Annotated in this window: 17 protein-coding genes; 1 reads left to right on the forward strand and 16 read right to left on the reverse strand. The window is 41.7% G+C overall.

The features are described 5' to 3' along the window. Positions 1–132: 132 nt before the first annotated feature. The 16 genes from P0G38_RS14725 to P0G38_RS14800 all read right to left on the reverse strand — a co-directional run bounded on the left by P0G38_RS14725 (position 133) and on the right by P0G38_RS14800 (position 18330). Positions 133–2721: a TrlF family AAA-like ATPase gene (locus P0G38_RS14725; protein WP_275852582.1), complete on the reverse strand. Its 2589-nt coding sequence runs from the start codon at positions 2719–2721 to the stop codon at positions 133–135. 588 nt (positions 2722–3309) lie between these two features. After that, entirely contained in the window at positions 3310–3924 is a 615-nt protein-coding gene (locus P0G38_RS14730; RefSeq protein WP_275852585.1) for a DUF5710 domain-containing protein, read from the reverse strand. A 177-nt stretch (positions 3925–4101) separates the two neighbouring features. Further along, the gene (locus P0G38_RS14735; protein ID WP_275852590.1) at positions 4102–4860 is read right to left on the reverse strand and encodes a hypothetical protein; all 759 of its coding nucleotides are present in this window, start codon (positions 4858–4860) and stop codon (positions 4102–4104) included. A gap of 193 nt (positions 4861–5053) precedes the next feature. Then, a complete protein-coding gene (gene sufB, locus P0G38_RS14740; RefSeq protein WP_005232103.1) occupies positions 5054–6445 on the reverse strand; it encodes a Fe-S cluster assembly protein SufB in 1392 nt (463 codons plus the stop codon). Between the two features lie 29 nt (positions 6446–6474). Further along, positions 6475–6969, reverse strand: coding sequence for a Fe-S cluster assembly sulfur transfer protein SufU (gene sufU / locus P0G38_RS14745; RefSeq protein ID WP_005232105.1), 495 nt, complete (start codon positions 6967–6969; stop codon positions 6475–6477). After that, positions 6947–8191 carry a cysteine desulfurase gene (locus tag P0G38_RS14750; RefSeq protein ID WP_005227371.1) on the reverse strand — a complete coding sequence of 415 codons (1245 nt, stop codon included), beginning with the start codon at positions 8189–8191 and terminating at the stop codon, positions 6947–6949. Before P0G38_RS14750 ends, sufU begins: the two co-directional genes overlap by 23 nt. Next, complete coding sequence (gene sufD, locus P0G38_RS14755) at positions 8188–9492, reverse strand: Fe-S cluster assembly protein SufD (RefSeq protein ID WP_010748769.1); 1305 nt, start codon at positions 9490–9492, stop codon at positions 8188–8190. The genes P0G38_RS14750 and sufD overlap by 4 nt, the downstream gene beginning before the upstream one ends. Positions 9493–9505: 13 nt before the next feature. Next, entirely contained in the window at positions 9506–10279 is a 774-nt protein-coding gene (gene sufC, locus P0G38_RS14760; protein ID WP_005232112.1) for a Fe-S cluster assembly ATPase SufC, read from the reverse strand. Between the two features lie 226 nt (positions 10280–10505). Beyond that, the gene (locus tag P0G38_RS14765) at positions 10506–11048 is read right to left on the reverse strand and encodes a GNAT family N-acetyltransferase (protein WP_010748768.1); all 543 of its coding nucleotides are present in this window, start codon (positions 11046–11048) and stop codon (positions 10506–10508) included. A gap of 60 nt (positions 11049–11108) precedes the next feature. Beyond that, positions 11109–11765 carry a YesL family protein gene (locus tag P0G38_RS14770; RefSeq protein ID WP_010748767.1) on the reverse strand — a complete coding sequence of 219 codons (657 nt, stop codon included), beginning with the start codon at positions 11763–11765 and terminating at the stop codon, positions 11109–11111. Between the two features lie 11 nt (positions 11766–11776). Next, positions 11777–12649, reverse strand: coding sequence for a carbohydrate ABC transporter permease (locus P0G38_RS14775; protein WP_005232123.1), 873 nt, complete (start codon positions 12647–12649; stop codon positions 11777–11779). A gap of 13 nt (positions 12650–12662) precedes the next feature. Beyond that, positions 12663–13565, reverse strand: a complete 903-nt coding sequence (locus tag P0G38_RS14780) for a carbohydrate ABC transporter permease (protein WP_005232126.1) — start codon at positions 13563–13565, stop codon at positions 12663–12665. An 86-nt stretch (positions 13566–13651) separates the two neighbouring features. Then, positions 13652–14923 (reverse strand): ABC transporter substrate-binding protein, encoded by a 1272-nt coding sequence (locus tag P0G38_RS14785; protein ID WP_086294521.1) that lies wholly within the window; start codon positions 14921–14923, stop codon positions 13652–13654. A gap of 45 nt (positions 14924–14968) precedes the next feature. Next, positions 14969–16120 carry a glycoside hydrolase family 88 protein gene (locus P0G38_RS14790; protein WP_016609652.1) on the reverse strand — a complete coding sequence of 384 codons (1152 nt, stop codon included), beginning with the start codon at positions 16118–16120 and terminating at the stop codon, positions 14969–14971. Next, positions 16104–17945 (reverse strand): DUF2264 domain-containing protein, encoded by a 1842-nt coding sequence (locus P0G38_RS14795; RefSeq protein WP_275852617.1) that lies wholly within the window; start codon positions 17943–17945, stop codon positions 16104–16106. Before P0G38_RS14795 ends, P0G38_RS14790 begins: the two co-directional genes overlap by 17 nt. Beyond that, positions 17908–18330 (reverse strand): hypothetical protein, encoded by a 423-nt coding sequence (locus P0G38_RS14800; RefSeq protein WP_016609650.1) that lies wholly within the window; start codon positions 18328–18330, stop codon positions 17908–17910. The genes P0G38_RS14795 and P0G38_RS14800 overlap by 38 nt, the downstream gene beginning before the upstream one ends. 177 nt (positions 18331–18507) lie before the next feature. Here P0G38_RS14800 and P0G38_RS14805 point away from each other — a divergent pair, with 177 nt between their 5' ends. Further along, positions 18508–19551 (forward strand): LacI family DNA-binding transcriptional regulator, encoded by a 1044-nt coding sequence (locus tag P0G38_RS14805; protein WP_005232137.1) that lies wholly within the window; start codon positions 18508–18510, stop codon positions 19549–19551. Positions 19552–19581: the final 30 nt, after the last annotated feature.

Below are 19581 nucleotides of genomic sequence, written 5' to 3' on the forward strand. Positions count from 1 at the left end.
TTTCTCTTAGATTCACAATGGATAGCGCCTTTTTCCAATGAGACACAACCAGGTTATGTCTCATTGGTGGAATATTTAATAAATAATATCATCTCAGGAATAACATTTTAATTTAAGAAAGAAAATAAAAAATCATTCTTTCTTCCACAAGCTATATATTTGGGTTCTTTTATTAAATGCTTCTTGCCCACCTCCCATAATATCAACAACCTTATTCTGAATATCTTTATTATCAATGCTACCCATTTCTAGAGTTATCAGACTTTCATCGTAAGCAACGGCAATTACTTGCTCCGAATCACCTAATACCGGAATATTAGCATTATGTGTAGCGAAAATAAACTGAACTTCAGGTTTTCTTTCCTTCACTTTGGTAATTATTTCATTATAAATTACCTGATTATCTAAATCATCCTCGGGTTGATCAATCATAATTAAATTATTTTCTTTTTGAGACAAAATGAAAAGCACTAATGCAGATGCTCTTTGACCAATTGAATGTTTTGCTAAAGGCTTGCCATGATATTTAATTTCAATTTGATTTGGGGTTCGGTGTTTTAATAATTCACTATAGTTGTCTTTGATTTTTTCTTTCATCTTTGCTAATTGTGTATCCGTTACTAATTCAGAAGTTTTTTTAGCATCATCTATTAAAATATCTATTAATAGAGACGCAAAGTCAGAATGTTCTTCACTTATATTTTTGTAAGTATTCTGATTTATATTAGATCCTTTAAAAAATTGAGATAAATGTTCAAGAAAAATATCTTTATTACCTTTAAACTCAATGCCTAGTTCCAACGCATCTTGACTTTCATTTATTGTGTTTATTTCAGTTTCATATAATTTAAATTCACTAAGCAACAATTGGTTTCTTGCATTTAATGCTTCTCTAATTTCGGTTTCTATTATGCTCTTGTTTTTTTCTTCCTTTTCAACTTGCTCAATAGAGGTTAATAAATTATCTTCTTCAACTTTAAATTTGGCAAAATCATCTGGATTTAAATTAGGTATATTAATTTCCCTTTTAATTTCAGCAAATTCTTCCTCGAGTGATTTTATGATCTCTTGAATCTCCATTAAATATATATTTACTTGCTCAGAGCTAGAATCTATCTTAGAGATAATCCCTTCAAGCTCACCTTTGACTTCGATAATCTTTATAATTTCCGTTGATACTTTTTCAAACAACTCTGGAACTTCATCAGAACTAAGTGGACTTAGTTCTTCCAACTCGTTGATATTATTGGAATTTATTAAATATTTGACCTCTTTTTTAAATTTGTTTATCAACTGATATGCATTAGCTATCTTTCGCTCATCTTTTTGAAAATTAACCTGTTTAGATAGCTTTTCAGATAAGCCTTTTTCTTCAAAAATCTCTATTCTGTGCTTTGTATCTACTAGGCTCTTTCTTAGCTCGGGAAGCGCATTAACTTGATCATTTAAGCTGAATATTTTACTGAACTTATCAATCAACTGTTCATTGATTAGTGTCAAATCCCTTCGAAATGATTTTGTTTTCTTTCCAACTAATTTGTTCAACAAATCTAATTCAAATCCATTGTTCATGTAAGACAGATCCTTTTGACCAAAATATAATGGTGTTTGGAGAATGGAGTTAATTGTAACGCCAATTTCTTGATCGTTTTCATCAAGGACATGCGGTATTTCTCCTAAAATTCTTTTTATTTTATAATTTTTCTTATAGTTGTCCTGTACTTCAATTGTTACCTGTCCACCCGATCCAAGAAGGTTTTTTACAACTTCTGCCTTATAGATCTCGTCAGTTTCAGATGGTAACATATCTAAAGTGTATCTAATAGCCTCTATGATACTTGACTTGCCGCTACCTCTAATACCAATTAAACTATTTAACTCCGGTGATAAGTTTATTTTTTGACCATCCATTTTTCCGCCAGTAAATTCAATAGATTTTATATACCCATGATTGTAATCATTTGCAGAGAGTGATATTCGGTTTTCATAATCTTTAAACGCAAGTACAACTGATTCAAAATTCCCATCTCCAATTTTAATATAAGATTTTTCTCCCTTACCTATTTGTTCAATCGATTTGCAATCTGATCCTTCAATATAAGGTAATTTATACCCCATCCACTCTTCGAGTTGAGCCATCTTGTCTCTAGTTCTACCTTTTTGAAACCCTAAAACTTTATTTTGAAATTCTTTTTTCTTGCTTAAAGATCCTATTAGACCTCCATTACACTCCTGAAGAAATCCACTTTTTTGTTCAATATGAGCCATTAAGATAAAGTAATCTTTATGGTATGAATCCAGAGTAGCAATGGTACCTGACAAGTCTTTATTACACCGAGTGTTCTCATTTTCTCTATTGTCTATATTTTTAAATACCTCATTAAGAAAGTCATTTATGAATTCCGATTTTCCATTGATCCAATCTTCTTCTTTAAAAATGACTAGGCAATGAATTCCATTAGCTCCTTCTTTCACAGATAGTTCGACTCCAGGTAAAATACTTATTTTTTCTCTTTTTGCTTTTCTCCTCAATCCTCTAAATTCGCTCAGATCAAATTTGTTGTGATTTGTAATAATTCCGAGCTTTATATTTTCTTGTTTTAGTTTTTCTATATACTCACTAATAAAACGGTCATCTTCTCCATTATATGAGAATTCTTTATCTGCTTTGGTATGAAGATGAAAATCCGCTCTTATCCACTCCGAACCATTTTTAAACATTTGATTCCTCCGTAATTATTATAGTATTTCTATTAGTATTACTTTTTATATTAATTTTTTCTTTGATAGCGCTACCTCATCATTGTACTACACATTTACATATTTTTTAACATAGATTATAAATAAATGCCTTTTGGATATCTTTTCAAAAGATAATGATTACTTTTGGAGTAATAGACTGTGACACATATTCTGTTGATTGATTTTTTTGCATAACATTCATGTAATCTTTAAGAATGATTTATACATTTAAATGACAACAGCGTATAATATAAAGAACAACAAAAAATAAAGGAAGTACCCTTGCTGAGGCAAGAAAAATCTTTTATGAAGAATCACCAGAACTATTTAACAATGGTTTATATCAAGACGTTAAAGTATTCAAGCGGCAATAGAACACAACATCAATCATTAAGAGACAATAACAAAAACATTTAGGTAGCAGAAACTCAAAAAGATGCTCGACAAAGCACTTCAACATCTGACATTTTTTTAATGCCATTAAGTTATTCTAGTTTTGAAAAGAACAGCTTTTTTATACTCATTTACAAAGCAAACTCAAAAAATAATTTGACACTAACCGAAAAATCATGTCACATTAGCAGATTTACACCGTCTCAAATAAAAATAATCTGGTGAAATGCTCCTGTCCAGCACCAACCAAGAGCCCACATCTTCCTTCAAGTCATACTTATACAGTGTCAATTCGCTGTCATTCATATATCCAAACGGACTGTCTGGTTCATTATACAAAAAGAAATTTCCCTGTAAGCTGTCACAATGAGAACAAACATTAGCAAAGTAGTTTCTCTTTTCTGTGTAAGAGTATTTAAATTTACATCCAAACTTTGTCGAAAGTTCTTCTCTTATTTTTTTAGGAATTTCATCATTTAATGCCCATAACTGGAGATCATAACCAGTATCTTTTTGAACTGAGACTGTTGGTCTGTCTAAATCAATAATATTATGTGATAAAGCTCCTACAGCATAAACCTTCGTATTTTTATGACACTTCCAACACGACTGCTGACCTTCAACAATTAAAAAGTTGTCTTTGACGATAATACATCCATCAACCCACTCTTTGAACTTTACATAGTCATTTTGATTTTCAACATACCACTTTTTTTCTTTTGGATCCCACTTCGCACCTAATTGTTTAGCCAACTCTTTTTGTTCAAATGGAACAGTTAAATAAAGCATAATACAACCTCCTTAGTGAGCGTTTTCACTTATGATATCATACTCTTTTAGTCACATTGTCCATTTTCTAGCGTTTCGAATAAAAATCGCGGAATATTTTCAATAATTTCAAAAAATACGTTTTCTTGTAGAAAAAGTAAAAAAGCTCCTCATTCATAAAAAATAAGGAGCAAAAGATTATTCATCAATGATAATATTCTCAATATCCGTATCTGGTTGATCAAATTGAAGTGATACTAAATCTTTTGTTCTGAAGGCTATAGACCATCCCAGAGGCTCAATAGGAAAATAATTATACGTACTTTCATAAACTTGGGGCGCTCGTACTACAGTCGGAGCCGTAATTTCATAAGTTACCTCGTTTTGCACTGTACGCATTTGATATTCTTTGTTGGCGATTGCCTCATTGATTGTCTCATCATTTACATAATTGTCCCCAATCGCATACAAATCTCCTTCCACATTATATAATCCTGTATAACTAGAATCAGGGTAACTCACTTCATGAATAATAAATGAAAACTCTTCCTTCTCCGTCTTATTTCCTGATGAATCAGTGATAATATTGAAATAAAAATCTGATGGTTCGATATCAATTGGGTTCAAATTATTATCTGATTTCATCTTGGATAGGAATTCTTTTCCTGATTTTACTATGGAACTGTCGCTTTTCTCTAATAGCTCCTCCGCCATTGCAATATCTTCTCGTATACCTTGAATTCTAACTGATTGATAATCAAATTCATCTTGCTTAACTTTTTCTAATATCTCTTCATCTGTCATCTTAGAGACTTCGCCGATAGTTAACTTAGTATTCTTATATCTGCTAATTTTATTATCCTTATCAAATACTAAAACAGACTCAATTGCTGTATCTTTTCCAAAATCATTTTTTGTAACATACCATAGTTTTGTCTCTTTACCTTTATCATTCATATAGTCAGCAAATGTATACTTTCAAAATTGGGCGCTACTAATTATTTTATTTAGGCTTAACAATGCAAAAATAACTGCATACTAGTTAAATCTCTCTAAAAATTTATATCCAAATGGTGTTACTTTATACACACCAAAAATAAAAAAAGCCAGAAACACCTGCAAATAGGCATTTCTAGCTTATTCAACTCCATTACCCCACAGACCCTTCCATCTCATAACTAATCAACCGGTTCAATTCGACTGCGTATTCCATCGGTAATTCTTTGGTGAATGGTTCGACGAATCCCATGACGATCATTTCGGTTGCTTCGCTTTCGGAGAGACCGCGGCTCATTAGGTAGTACAGTTGTTCTTCTGAGATTTTGGAGACTTTGGCTTCGTGTTCTAGGGACACTTGGCTGTTGTGGATCTCATTGAATGGGATGGTATCGGATTTCGATAGGTCATCCATGATGATAGTGTCACACTCGATATGGGAGATAGAGCCTGCGCTCTTCTTGCCGAAGGTGACTTGTCCACGATAGTTTACTGCACCGCCGTCTTTAGAAATTGATTTTGAGACGATGGAGCTGGAGGTGTTTGGTGCGTTATGGATCATTTTTGCACCAGTATCTTGGATTTGGTTGGCACCTGCAAAGGCAATGGAAAGCATCGTGCCCCGTGCGCCTTTGCCATCAAGATACACACTTGGGTATTTCATGGTTGTTTTGGCACCTAAGTTGCCATCGATCCATTCAACGGTAGCACCTTCTAAGGCTTTGGCCCGTTTGGTTACTAGGTTATAGACGTTGTCTGACCAGTTTTGAATGGTGGTGTAGCGGCAGTAAGCGTCTTTTAGGGTAAAAATTTCAACGATGGCTGCGTGCAAACTATTGCTTGAATAGGTTGGGGCGGTACAGCCTTCGACGTAATGAACGCTGGCGCCTTCGTCAACGATGATCAATGTGCGTTCGAACTGACCGGTATTTTCGGCATTGATCCGGAAATAGGTTTGTAATGGCACATCGACACGAACGCCTTTTGGTACATAGATAAAGGTACCACCTGACCAAACGGCTGAGTTTAAAGCAGCAAGCTTGTTATCGGTTGGTGGGACTAATTTTGAGAAGTATTGTTTGAACAGCTCAGGGTATTCCTTCAAGGCTGAATCGGTATCGGTAAAGACGATGCCAAGTTTTTCAAACTCTTCTTTCATGTTGTGATAAACGACTTCTGATTCGTATTGAGCAGAAGCGCCAGCCAGGTATGCCCGCTCGGCTTCTGGAATACCAATGCGTTCAAAGGTCTCTTTGATTTTTTCTGGTACGTCATCCCAATCACGGGCAGGACGATCACTTGGTTTTTGGTAATATTTGATGGCATCAAAATCGATGTCAGACAGGTCTGGGCCCCAGTTTTGCATGGGCATCTTGTTGAAGGCTTCAAGAGACTTCAAGCGGAACTCAAGCATCCATTCTGGCTCTTGCTTGACCCGTGAGATTTCACGGACGATGTCTTCGGTCAATCCTTCGCCGGTACTAAAAACAGGCTGCACGTCATCGTGGAAGCCAAATTTATATTCTTCTAATTCGGGTACACCCATGGTTCTCACTCCTTTTGTAGTGCGGTTGTCTATTCGCTGGTTTCTTCAGTGTCAGATTCATTGGCGTGGCTGTGACTGACAGATGCTTGTGTACTGTCAGCAGCAATGGCTTTTTCTAAGGCTTTCCAAGCTAAGGTCGCACACTTGATGCGTGCAGGAAACTTCGCCACCCCCCCAAGCATGGAAGCATCGCCTAAGCGATCGCTTTGAGGAATGTCATTTCCTTGGACGAGTTCAGAAAACAAGCCTGATAGCTCACCAGCTTCTGCTAGTGTTTTACCGATAATCGCATCCCCCATCATGGATGCACTGGCGGTACTGATGGAACAGCCTTCGCCAGTAAATGCGATGTCTTTGATGGTGTCTCCTTCGACAGCGAGCTCCAAGTGGATCACGTCGCCACAGGTAGGGTTATTCAATTCGACTTTGTACGTTGAATCATCCAAGGTGCCCCGATGATGTGGGTGGCTGGAATGATCCAGAATGACTTGTCGATACAAATTATCTAATTTCGTTAGTGCCATGTTGGAAAAACTCCTTCGTCAGCTTGATGGCGTCAACCAGTCGATCGGCGTCCTCTCTTGTATTATACAGGTAAAAGCTGGCCCGTGCAGTCGCTGGGACTTGCAAATAGCTCAAGAGGGGTTGGGCACAATGATGACCTGCCCGTACCGCGATGCCTTCCATGTCTAAAGCGGTGGCAACATCATGAGGATGGATGCCTGCTAGATTAAAGGCGATCACTCCCGTGCGTTTCGCTGCTTCTTGGGGGCCATAGATGGTCAAGCCTTCAATGGCTTGCAGTTTTGGCAAAACGTAGGCAGCTAAGTCTGCTTCATGGGCGTGGATGTTTTCTAAGCCGATTTCTGTTAAGTAATCCACCGCTGCACCTAAACCGATCGCACCAGCAATATTTGGTGTACCAGCTTCAAATTTCCACGGCAGTTCTTTCCACGTGCTTTCTTGCAGATGGACAAAATCGATCATTTCCCCGCCAAATTCGACGGGCTCCATCTGATCCAGCCATTGCCGCTTGCCGTACAAGACACCAATGCCAGTTGGTCCGCACATTTTATGGCCAGAAAAGGCATAGAAATCACAATCCAGTGCTTGGACATCAACTGTCATATGTGGAACAGCCTGAGCACCATCCACCACCATGACGGCTTGGTGCTGATGCGCCAATTTGGTTAGCTCCGCAATCGGATTGATCACGCCTAAAACATTGGAAACGTGAGCGATCGAAACGATAGCGGTTTTTTCTGTGATCTGTTTCTTGGCATCTTCCATGTCCAAGGTGCCTTCTGGCGTCAGCTGGATATATTTCAAGGTAGCTTTTTTTCGGGCTGCTAATTGTTGCCAAGGGATGATATTGGAATGATGTTCCATATAGGAAATCACGATTTCATCGCCTTCATTGACAAAACGGTCGCCGTAGCTGCGGGAGACCCAATTTAAACCAGTGGTCGTCCCTCGAGTAAACAGCACTTCCGCCGTTTCATTCGCATGGATAAAGCGGCGCACTTTTTCCCGTGCGCCTTCATAGGAATGGGTCGCCCGTTCTGCGAGGGTATGGACCCCACGATGAACGTTGGCATTGTCTTGATGGTAATAATCGGTGATCGCCTGCAGCACCGCCTCTGGTTTTTGCGTAGTGGCGGCATTGTCGAGGTAGATCAATGGTTCGTCATTTACGAGCTGATCCAAGATGGGAAACGCTTGTTTCACTTTTTGGGCATCGATCATGCGAGTAACTTCCCTTCGATAACGGCAACCAATTCTTGTTGCACTTCTTTGACTGGGATCGCGGTCAAGACGGAGCCTAAGAAACCACGAATCACCAAACGTTCCGCTTCTGCTTTGCGCAGCCCACGACTCATCAAGTAGTACATTTCTTCTGGATCGACCCGTCCCACACTGGCTGCGTGTCCGGCTGTTACTTCGTGCTCATCGATCAAAAGGATTGGGTTAGCATCGCCACGGGCTTGGTCTGAAAGCATTAGGACACGGCTTTCTTGTTGCGCGTCCGCCCCTTTGGCTCCTTTTAAAATGTGTCCGATACCGTTAAAGGTTAAGACGCCGCGTTCTCTGATAACGCCGTGTTGCAGGATATGACCAATGGAATGCGGTGCTTTGTTGGTAACACGGGTGTCGATTCCTTGTGTTTGACGCCCAGCACTGATTGCGACCGCTTTGACTTCCGAATGCGCGCCTTCGCCTACAAGATCAGAATCAAAGTCCGCCACGACGTCGCCGTCATTCATGACTCCGATCGCCCAATCTACCATCGCATCTCGTAATACGTAGCCGCGACGATTCATGTACGTAGTGATGTTGATACCTAACTGATCAATCGCAGAGAATTTGACCTTCGCACCTGCTTTGGCGATCACTTCCACTACGATATTGCCAGACAGTTTTTTCGCTTGGTCGCCTTTGGTTTGGAAACGTTCCAAGTAGCTGAACTCACTGTGCTCATCAGCAACGATCAAAATGTGTTTGAAGAAATGCGCTTGACTATTGCCATTGTGATAGAAAATCGCTTCAAGGGGTTCTTCGATCACCACGTTTTTTGGTACATACAAGAACATGCCGCTATTCATAAACGCCGCATGTGCTGCGGTCATTTTATCTTCATCCATTGGCACTGCTTTGGTCATGTAGTATTGATTGACCAACTCTGGTACTTCTTTCATTGCTGTAAACAAGTCAGTGAAGATCACGCCTTTGTCGATCAACTCTTGCGGTAATTGCTCAAAGATGGTGGTGTCATCAAACTGAACGAGGGTCGGATGGTTATCCATCGCGTCAAAGGCGGGAACTGCGCCTGCCACTTCTTCTTCTGACAAAGCGTACTCACCAGCAAGTGCTTGTTCGTCGATATTGAACAATGGCCAACGCTCGTAACGCACCCGCTCGATTTTTGGAAACGCAAGTTCATCCACTTTCGCAAGGGCTGCTTGGCGTAATTCCAACATCCATTCAGGCTCTTCTTTTAACGCTGAAAAAACGTTGACTTGTTCAAGATAATCCTGTAATTTTGCCATTTACCTTGCCTCCTTACGCTTCTTCTTCTTTGTAGTCGATCCCTAACTCTTTACTGATCCCAGCATAGCCTTCTGCTTCTAGGCGTTTGGCTAAATCTGCCGAACCGGTCATCACGACACGGCCTTCCATCATGATATGAACCACGTCTGGTGTGATGTAGTTTAACAGACGTTGGTAATGGGTGATGATCAAAGCGCCAAAGCCTTCGCCGCGCATTTCATTGACGCCTTTTGCTACGACTTTCAAGGCATCGATATCTAGACCAGAGTCGATCTCATCCAAAATCGCAAAGGTTGGATCTAGCATCAACAATTGTAAGATTTCATTTCGTTTCTTTTCTCCACCAGAGAAGCCTTCATTCAAATAGCGTTCCGCCATTTCTTCTGGCATATTCAATAAATCCATTTTTTCATCTAATTTTTTCAAGAAATCCATGACAGAGATTTTGTCGTCTTCGTCACGTTTGGCATTGATCGCTGCCCGCATAAATTCCGCATTGGTGATGCCTGGAATTTCACTTGGGTATTGCATCGCCAAGAACAGACCTAAACGAGCTCGCTCATCCACTTCCATTTCCAAGACGTTTTCGCCGTCGAACAAAATTTCCCCTTCTGTCACTTCATAATTCGGGTTGCCCATGATGGCAGCGGACAAGGTTGATTTCCCTGTACCGTTTGGTCCCATGATGGCATGAATCTCTCCAGTTTTTAACACTAAGTCAACGCCTTTTAAGATCTTTTTATCTTCGATTTGGACGTGTAGATTTTTGATTTCTAAAACTGACATTTCTTTCCCTCCAGTATCTTTTCTTTCTCACTATTTTAGACTAATTGAGAATGAACTTCAAACGCTATTCCCGACTTTTTTAAAATATTTCTAATCTGTACATTGGAATTATTATAAAGTATTACATAGAGATAGTACATGGTTATTGTCTGTAATGCTAGAAATTTTTTTGATTTGTTGTAAAAAAGAAAAAGGAATACGACATTGGCTGTCGCATCCCCTACCTTCACTTCTGCTGTGCCCATTCTTCTCGCAAGATGCCATACTTGATGGAATCATAATAGGTGCCTTCCCAGAAACGGACTTTGCGGATCTGGGCTTCTTTGGTCATCCCTAGCTTTTCTCCTAGTTTCATCATGCGGTGATTGCCCGACCACGTGGTATAACCGACACGCTGGATATGAGGCTGTGATTCAAACAACTCATTGATCCACTGGCGAATTGCTTGGCTGCCAATCCCTTGATTCCAAAGGGAAGCATCATAGATGGCTATCCCGAATTCCAACCACTGCTGCAAGGTATTGTCTTCCCAGTAAGCGGTCGCGATCCCCACGATTCTTCCTTGATAGCTGATCGCTTTACGTAACGGGTTGTCGATGCAGCTAGCACCAAACCCCGTTCGAAATTCTTCCCACGTCAACACGGGGTCTTGGAAATACGGTCCGTCCCATTTTTTCCATTCTAAATCTGCCTTAGGCCCATAGCTGATCGACCAAAGTTCAGCAATCATTTCTTCCGTAATCGGTTGAAGTGTGACTGTTTCTGCCATCTTCAAGCCCCCCTTTCTCCTAAAAAAAGTCGTCTCCTTTATTCGTAGACGACTTTCTTTCTATTTTATCTGAAATTTCCGTAAGTTTAAATAAAGGAGTCCGAAAAAAAGGACTGGAAAAAGAGTAAAGCCAAATTGCGGCTTCAAAATCAAGGCGACAAAAACGGCAACAAACAAAAAGGTTGCTAACAAACTAACAGGCCATTTTTTCAAAGTGAAGAAAAGTGCGGTACGCAGGACATCTTTCTTAGCGGCTTTTGGATTACGCACTTGGAAGTACCAAGCGTTGATACTTAGAGCTATGGAAAGCATCCCTAACAAAAGAAAGAAAGGAACGAGCCATTTGCCACTTTCAAATTGAACCGCAAACAGAATATCCACGATCGCAATGACACTTCCCAGCCAGCCGATGAGCCAATAGAGAAACCCGCGCACGGCAAAGGTTCGTAAAAAGTAGCAGAAATCTTTTACTGGATCGATGTCTTTGTGTTCTGCAAAGCGATCGATCGCAGCCAGGAGGCTGATCATGCTTGGACCAATCAGCAAGAGTGCCAATGCAAACCAAAGGAGGTTTCTAGGATCGACTGCCAAGAACATTGCCGTGAGGGTGTAGGGTGTATTCACGACCCAAAAACTGATATTCAGGGCAAAGCCAATATATAGCCAGCGGAAGATCCGCATGTAAAGATTGTTTTCAAAGGTAGGTTTGGTAAACATGATTGATCACCTCAATTTTTCATTCCCGAAGTAGCGATTCCTTCTACGAAGTATTTTTGCATTGCTAAAAAGACGATCGCTACTGGCAAAATGGAGACCACAGATGCTGCCATGATCAGGGCGTACTCGGCATCATATAAGCCGACAAACATTTTCAACCCTAACTGAATGGTTTTGTTTTCGGTTGAGGAGAGGTAGATAAATGGTCCCATATAATCGTTCCATGTATTGACGAAGGTGATGATGGTCAGACTCGCTAAAGCGGGCTTCGTCAGTGGTAGAATGATTTTTCGATAGATCCCCCACTCACTCAGGCCGTCGATCCGCGCACTTTCACACAATGAGTCAGGAATACTACTATAGTATTGTTTCAACAAAAAGACGCCAAAGGCACTGAAGGCTTGTAAGAGGACCAAAGACCAAAGCGTGTCTGTCAGCCCGAACTGGCGCATCATGATGAACTGAGGAATCATATAGGATTGCCAAGGAATCGCAATCGTACCGATGTATGTCAGAAACAACAGGTCGCGTCCTTTGAAATGCATCTTCGAAAACCCATAAGCCGCAAAGCTAGAGGTAAACAGTTGAATCAAGGTAATGATGACGCTCAAAAATGCTGTGTTCTTGAAAAAAGTCAGCAAAGGAATGCGATCCCAGATCACCGTATAGTTTTCTGGGTGCCAACTTTTTGGAATCCATTGGATCGGTACGCTAAAAACATCGTTATTGGTCTTAAAAGAAGCAGAAATCATCCAGAGAAACGGGATCAGTGTCACTAACGCGAGAAATGTTAATAAAAGAATCAAGGAGACACTGCCGACCGACAGCTTGGCTTTTTGTTTTGGTTTGGCTTGAACATTCTTTTTACTCAGTGTATTTTCCATCTGTACTCCCTCCTTACACCCGTTCTTGTCTTTGGTTCCACTTAAACTGGATCACCGTGATGCCCAAAACGATCACAAACAAGACCATGGCGATCGCAGATGCGTAACCAAAATTAAATTTCACAAACGCTTCGTTGTAAATTTGATACACCAAGACATTGGTGGCTCGACCGGGTCCGCCGGCAGTCATGACTTGGACCAAATCGAAGATCTTGAAACAGTTGATGACCAGCATGATCGAAACAAAGAAGGTCGTAGGTCGCAAGGACGGCAACGTCACGTTGCGAAACTGCTGCCACTTGTTGGCGCCATCGATCGAAGCCGCTTCATACAATTCCTTTGGCACACTTTGTAACCCTGCCAAGTATAAGATCATGTAATACCCCATGCCACGCCAGACGCTGACTATGATGATCGCCGTCAAAGCCCAATCAGAGCTGGAGGTCCAACCAGGAGGATTTTCAATAAAAAATTTCAAAAACTGATTGATTGGTCCCATCGTTGGGTGAAACAACATGTTCCACACGACAGCGATCGCAACTAACGAGGTGACATAAGGAAAGAAGAAGGCCGTACGGAAAAACTTCATTCCACGTACTTTTTTATTTAATAAAATCGCTAAGCCTAAGGAACATACTAACGTCAATGGAACGACGCCAATCGTATAGAGAAAGGTGTTCTTTAACGAGATCCAAAAGGTGTCGTCCCCTAGCATTTTGCTGAAATTTTTCATTCCCACAAATTCAGGCGAACTAAAGGAATCCCATTCCATGAAAGCCAGAATCAATGAGAACACAACGGGCACTAAGGTAAATAAGAAAAAGCCGATAAAGTTCGGTGCAATAAAAGACAGCGCGGTTAGCGTATTTTTGCGTTTCAACTTATTGGCTGCTTTTGATTTTGAGGTTATTTCCATATTTGTCTCCTGCTGCTTGCCAGCAGGCCCCCTTTCATTAATAAAGAGAAGGAACTTTTTTGCCCAAGTCCCTTCTCTCGTTAGGACTATTCGGTTTCAGATTTCACCCTTTTTTCCATATTCGCAATGCCTTCTTTTGGTGTTTCGTCCCCTACAAGAATCAAGTCATGTTCTTCTTGCAAGATTTTGTCGATCGCTGGTCCATTTTCATCGACAGGAAACTCGATCGCGACGGTTTCTGGATTGAAGGCTTTTTTCGATACTTCATCGGCGGGCATGCCTTCACGGGAGAAGTAAAGTTCATCAATGGCGTCAGTCTTATACGAAGGAACGACACCGACTTCTGCTAATACTTTGGCGCCTTCTTCACCAGAACAAAAGTCTAAGAACTTTTGCGCGGCTTCTTGATGTTTTGAATTTTTATTGATGGCAAAAGCAGTCGGAGAACCAAATGTCGTTACTTCCCCTTTTTCATTTTGCGGCATTTCCGCAATACCCCACTCGACATCTGTCTTGCCATCGTCGATATTGGTCATCAATGCACCCATATACCAAGTTCCCATGTACATCATGGCTGCTTTTTCATTTTCAAATTGTGATTGGTACGTAACTTTCGTTGATTTTGCTGTCCCAAAGTCCATTTGCGCCTTTTCGTCTTGCATCCGCAATGCACGATCATAATATTCTTCTAAATAGTCGTATTGAGGATCGATCAAGTTGGCGCCATTTTGGGCAGCTGCAATCGCTTGGGTAGTGGAACGCCACGTGTGTTGATACGCACCATAAATTTGTTCGTCTGGTTTTGTTAGCTGCTTGGCAAGCTCCTCATATTCGTCCCAGGTGATGTTTGATGGGTAGTCTAAGCCTGCTTCATCGAACATTTTTTTGTTATAATACAAGACCCAAAAATCCGTCCGATACGGTTGTGCATAGGTTTTGCCTTCTACGTCATACATGTCATAGCTTTCTTGCGCTGGGGCAATATCCAATGATCCGATATGGTCGGTGAGATCCACCAATTGGTCCCGCAACGCATAATTAGAGTAAGAAAGTAAATTTTTCATGGTCAAAATATCTGTCGTATCTCCTGAAGAGAGCATCGTCGTTAGCTTGGTATCATAATCATCTGAAGCAATATCGACAGGTTCAACGGTAATGCCTGGATTCGCTTCTTCAAAGGCACGGAATAGTTTTTCGAATTCAGGTGTCGTATCGTAATTCCAAGTGGTTACGGTCAATTTGATGTCGCCATCTTCAGAAGCAGCGGAATCATCTGTCGCTCCGCCTCCACACGCTGCCAAGGCTGCGATTGTCCCAAACATCGTTACTGCTAATAAACCTTTTTTCAAAAAGTGCATGTTCATTCCTCCATTAAACATTTTTTTAAAGGGTCGCCCCTAAAACTACCAATAGGAATACCAACTTTGTGACACCCGCATCAGCGCTTCCATGTAATAGTAATCGCCCCAGATCATGCATTCATCGACCCCTTTGAGGGAATTCTTGTCATAAACCCCATGCATCAATAGTCCGTTTGATTCGGGATGGTCGATCGTTGTATAGTTTTGGGCTAACGACGCCAAGATCGCCAAGGCGTTTTCCTGATAGGCGGCTTGGTTTGGCTGCGTGATCGGTAAATGTTTCGCCAGTTCTAGCAAGCCACAGACTGCGATGGCGGCGGCCGAACTATCCCTTTCTTCCTGACTACCATCGTTAAACACTAAATCCCAATAACTGACCTTGTCCGCCGGTAATTCAGCAATAAAGTAATCCGCAAGGTCTTGAGCAGTCTTCAAGAAACTGGTATCACCGGTGTAAAGGTAACTCAGCGTAAATCCGTAGATTCCCCACGCTTGCCCTCTCGCCCAGCAGGAATCATCGGCATAGCCTTGTTGGGTATTGCCGCCGATCGCCGCTCCAGTTTCAACGTCGAAGTAATAGGTGTGGTACGTCGTGGCGTTGTCTCGCACGATGTATTTCTGGGTCTGCTTGGCATGAGCATAGGCTGCTTGTTTGTAGGATTCATCCCCCGTCATTTGGGAAGCAAAATACAATAGCGGCAAATTCATCAAGCAATCAATAATGATGCGCCCTCGTTGTTGCGGATCATCGAGATTGCCCCACGCTTGAATGATCTGGGCTTTGGGTGAGTAACGGGCCATCAATAGATCGGCGGCGGCAATCGCGAGTTTTTTCGAAGATTCCCGTCCGTTCACTCGATAGTCGGCAATCGCAGTCAAACTATACAAAAACCCGATATCATGGGTTTCTAGTCCAATTCTTTGGTCCAATCGTTCTTGGAAAGAGTGCAGTTGTTTTTCGATGGTTTCATCAAATTCTGTTGATCCCGTCAGTTCTTTACTCAAAAACAACATGCCAGTCCAAAAACTCGCCGTCCAATCATGGTTGGCTTCTGGTCGATAGACAAGCTGTTCACTTGCTGCAGGTGGGACCAACGTGTCAAAGGTCTTAGTATTCTTTCTTACTTGATTAACGGTGAAGTCGATTTGCTCGGCTACCCATTGTGATAGCTGTACGTCATAGCTGGTTTCCATTTTTTCCTCCTATTCGCTCAACCTGGATCATATGTCCGGATTGATTGATCGTAATGTTGTTTGTTGTCACTTCGACGGTCACTGCTTGTTCTTGTTCTTGTGGATGCAAGCCGGTGACGAGGGAAACGAACAGGTGCTTTCCTGCTTGTCGTTGAGCAGTTAAATACGGCAGCCACGTTGCAGGATACAAGAGGTTCGTATTTGGCTCCGTTCGTATGACATCGCTCGTTTCATAGCCAGCGATCGCCTCGATTTTCGAATAGCCGATCGATGTTCGTACCGCAGCGCTGCTTGCGGTTTTTTCAGTGATGGTAGTTGCCTCTTTCGGTGATGAAAACCCACCCTCATAGAAAGAAAGGGCGCGCTGAGAATTGATCTCATGAATGCGAAGGTGACTGCCTATCAGTGGAATGATTGTTGTTTTTATCTGGACGTCTTCCCATGGATTCCATTCATGAATGATCCGATCAGGTAAAAGCTGATACTGGCGATCCAATCCTTTGGTGCGAAAGTAATGGTCATCTTCTGATAAAGCCAATGTGTTGTCATAATTTCCTTCATAAAACCAATAATTGCTCTTGGGCACGCTATTGCCAAACGTCGTTGAGTAGACAAATTTGCTATATTTGCTGCTGGCATGACTTTGATAGTTGATACATTGTCCTGCAGGAAACATCAAGGCATGGGTCAAGTCTTGATTGTGTTGATAAAAGTTCTTACTGATGGGATGAGCCAGTGTTCTTTCAGTGATCACTAATGGCGCTGGGGTGGCTTGCCAATAGGGATGCTCCTTTGGTACCGCTAACAAAAGAAAGATTTTTAACGCCCAATAAGGTGAACCTGGTGCATTGTAGCCTTCGGCAAAGATCAGATTCTGGTACGAATAGCCGACCGTCAGTATCCCTTCGGAAGTAAAAATGTCTTGCTGCATCCACTGATGCAGGTGACGACTGATCAACCCTTTGATCTCTCCCCATGGCAATGCTTCAACATCCGCAAAAACCAATGCGCTGAAGAAAGAAACTTGCGCAAAGCGATACGTCAAACTTCGACCAAAAGGAACGGCAGCTCCACCTGCTGCAAACCAATGCTTGAAGGTTTGAGCAAACTCGGTGGCTCGTTGTTTGAACTTCCTTCCCCTTTCAAGATCCTCAGGGACAAATCGACAGTACAGAAGACTATAGTAGTGGATCGCAAAAGATACATAGTAATCGATTTGAGTGGCTACTCCGTCACAGTACCATCCTTCCCCTAAATAAAAGGTCTCGATCAATGCCAAGTCAGCATCGATCTTTTCTTGGGAAAAGCTGCTGCCACAACGCTTCATGGCTACATTGACGAGAACCCGAAAGAAATGCCAATTGTTTGCGGGAATTTCTCGTTGATTGACTTGGATCAGCCACGCATGGAGATTATCTTTTTGGCGTTGGGATAAAACATCCCACGTTTTTTCCTTATTTAATAGTAAAAAGGTACTTAGCGAAGCCATTTCCACGATTCGTTGGTCGAAGTCTTCCACAACACCCCAATAATCGGGACTCTCTGGATCTGTACCCGCAATAATTCCTGAGAGATAGGTTTCCATGAATGAATCTTCTTGCTGGGTTAGATAAGGCGCGAGTCCCCAAAGCGGTCGCAAGAACGCTTCAAGTTCCTGTACCTCTTTCTCATAGACAGTCCCATGGCTGCCTAAAGCCAAATGACCGGGACGACTGCTTGCAAAAGCGGGTTTGAGTTGATCCATGATCGTTTTGAAGCCGGCTGCTACATCTTCATAACTTTCAAATTTATTCTTTTTCAATTGCTGCAGCTTCTGTGATTGCATCCGCATCCTTCCTTTCAATCAATGTCGCTTTAATAAAACCATAATATTCTCCGTAGACCGTCACCACATCTTGCAGTTTCAGTTGTTGACTTTGCTCATTGAATACTTGGTACTGTCCAGCCGCTGTTTCTAGAATAAATCGATCCCCTTTCTCAATGTCTGCTGTTTTCGCATCACTCTTTACGATGGTGCCAGATAGCTTCACGAATTCATGCAACGGGACGACACCTTGCGAAAAATCTTCGTCAGAATAACAAAGCGCTCGTTCTTTTAATTGCTTTTCGCTGCTTTGGGAAAATGCTTGCGTCTGCGTTGCTTCATTTGAAGAACAAGCAGTCAACCCTATAAGTAGACCCAGGATAAATAACGAATTAATCCACTTCATTCATGCCACCCTCATTTTTAAAACGCTTTCTTCATTTCAAATCATACTTTTTTTTAGGAAAATAATCAATAGTTTTTCCTAAAAAAAGTAAAATTTTTACTTGAAGGCAATTTCTCTCTTGGTTTTTTTACTAAAAAGAAATATACTGAAGAGGAGAAGCATTGGAGGAGGGATTCTATGGCTACGATTACCGACATAGCGACCATAGCTGAGGTATCAATATCAACCGTATCACGGGTTCTGAACTACGATCCTAGTCTTTCAGTGACCGAAGAAACCAAACGAAAGATTTTCGAGGCAGCTGAAAAACTAAATTATACGAAATACAAAAACAAGCAAAAGCAGCGTGAACTACCAGTGGATGTACCAAAAAAACACAACAAATCGATCGGGATCGTTCAGTGGCGGATGGATGATGAAGAATTAGAAGACATTTACTATATGTCGATTCGTTTGGGTGTGGAAAAACGCGCCGCCGAACTGGGTTGTGATCTGTTAAAAATCTCCAACCTTGATGAGTCAGTGATCCAGTCCGTCGACGGCTTACTGGCAATCGGCAAGTTTACAGAAGAGCGGGTCAAGAAACTCCATGAGCTACACCCCAACCTCTGTGTGATTGGCAGTAACTTTCCGCTGGATGACTACGATTCTGTCAATACCGATTTTACGCAAGCAACGGAGTTGGCTCTTTCTCACTTGATGGGACTTGGTCATCAAAAAATCGCCTTTATCGGCGCCGAGGAAAGTCAAAATATGTATGGGTATCGGCGGTACAAAACGCCAACGGTCAACACCTATGTCGATATGATGCAGCATTATCAGCTGTTTGATGAGGATTATTTCATCGTGAAAGAAAATAGTCGGTTGGATGTCCAAACGGGGGAAGAATTAACGGAGCAGGCTTTGGCTTTGTGGCAAGACCGCTTGCCGACTGCGATTTTGGCAGCCAATGATGCCTTTGCGATCGGGGTCATCCATACGTTAACGGCTCATGGAATCAAGATTCCTGAAGACATCAGTGTTATGGGCATCAACGATATTTCGGTGTCCCGCTATGTCTCTCCACCCCTTTCTTCAGTCCAAGCATTTACTGAAGAGATGGGTGAAACGGGGTTAGAGCTACTCTATAACCGCATCGAAAATCCTGGGATCGCCAGACGCATCTTTTTAAGTACACAGCTGGTGATTCGTCAATCTACCGCAAAACCAAAAGAAGGCTGAGAAGCTGCGGTGTCTTCTTGCATTGATCAA

The sequence above is a fragment of the Enterococcus casseliflavus genome, assembly GCF_029215545.1.
Classification (GTDB): domain Bacteria; phylum Bacillota; class Bacilli; order Lactobacillales; family Enterococcaceae; genus Enterococcus_D; species Enterococcus_D casseliflavus.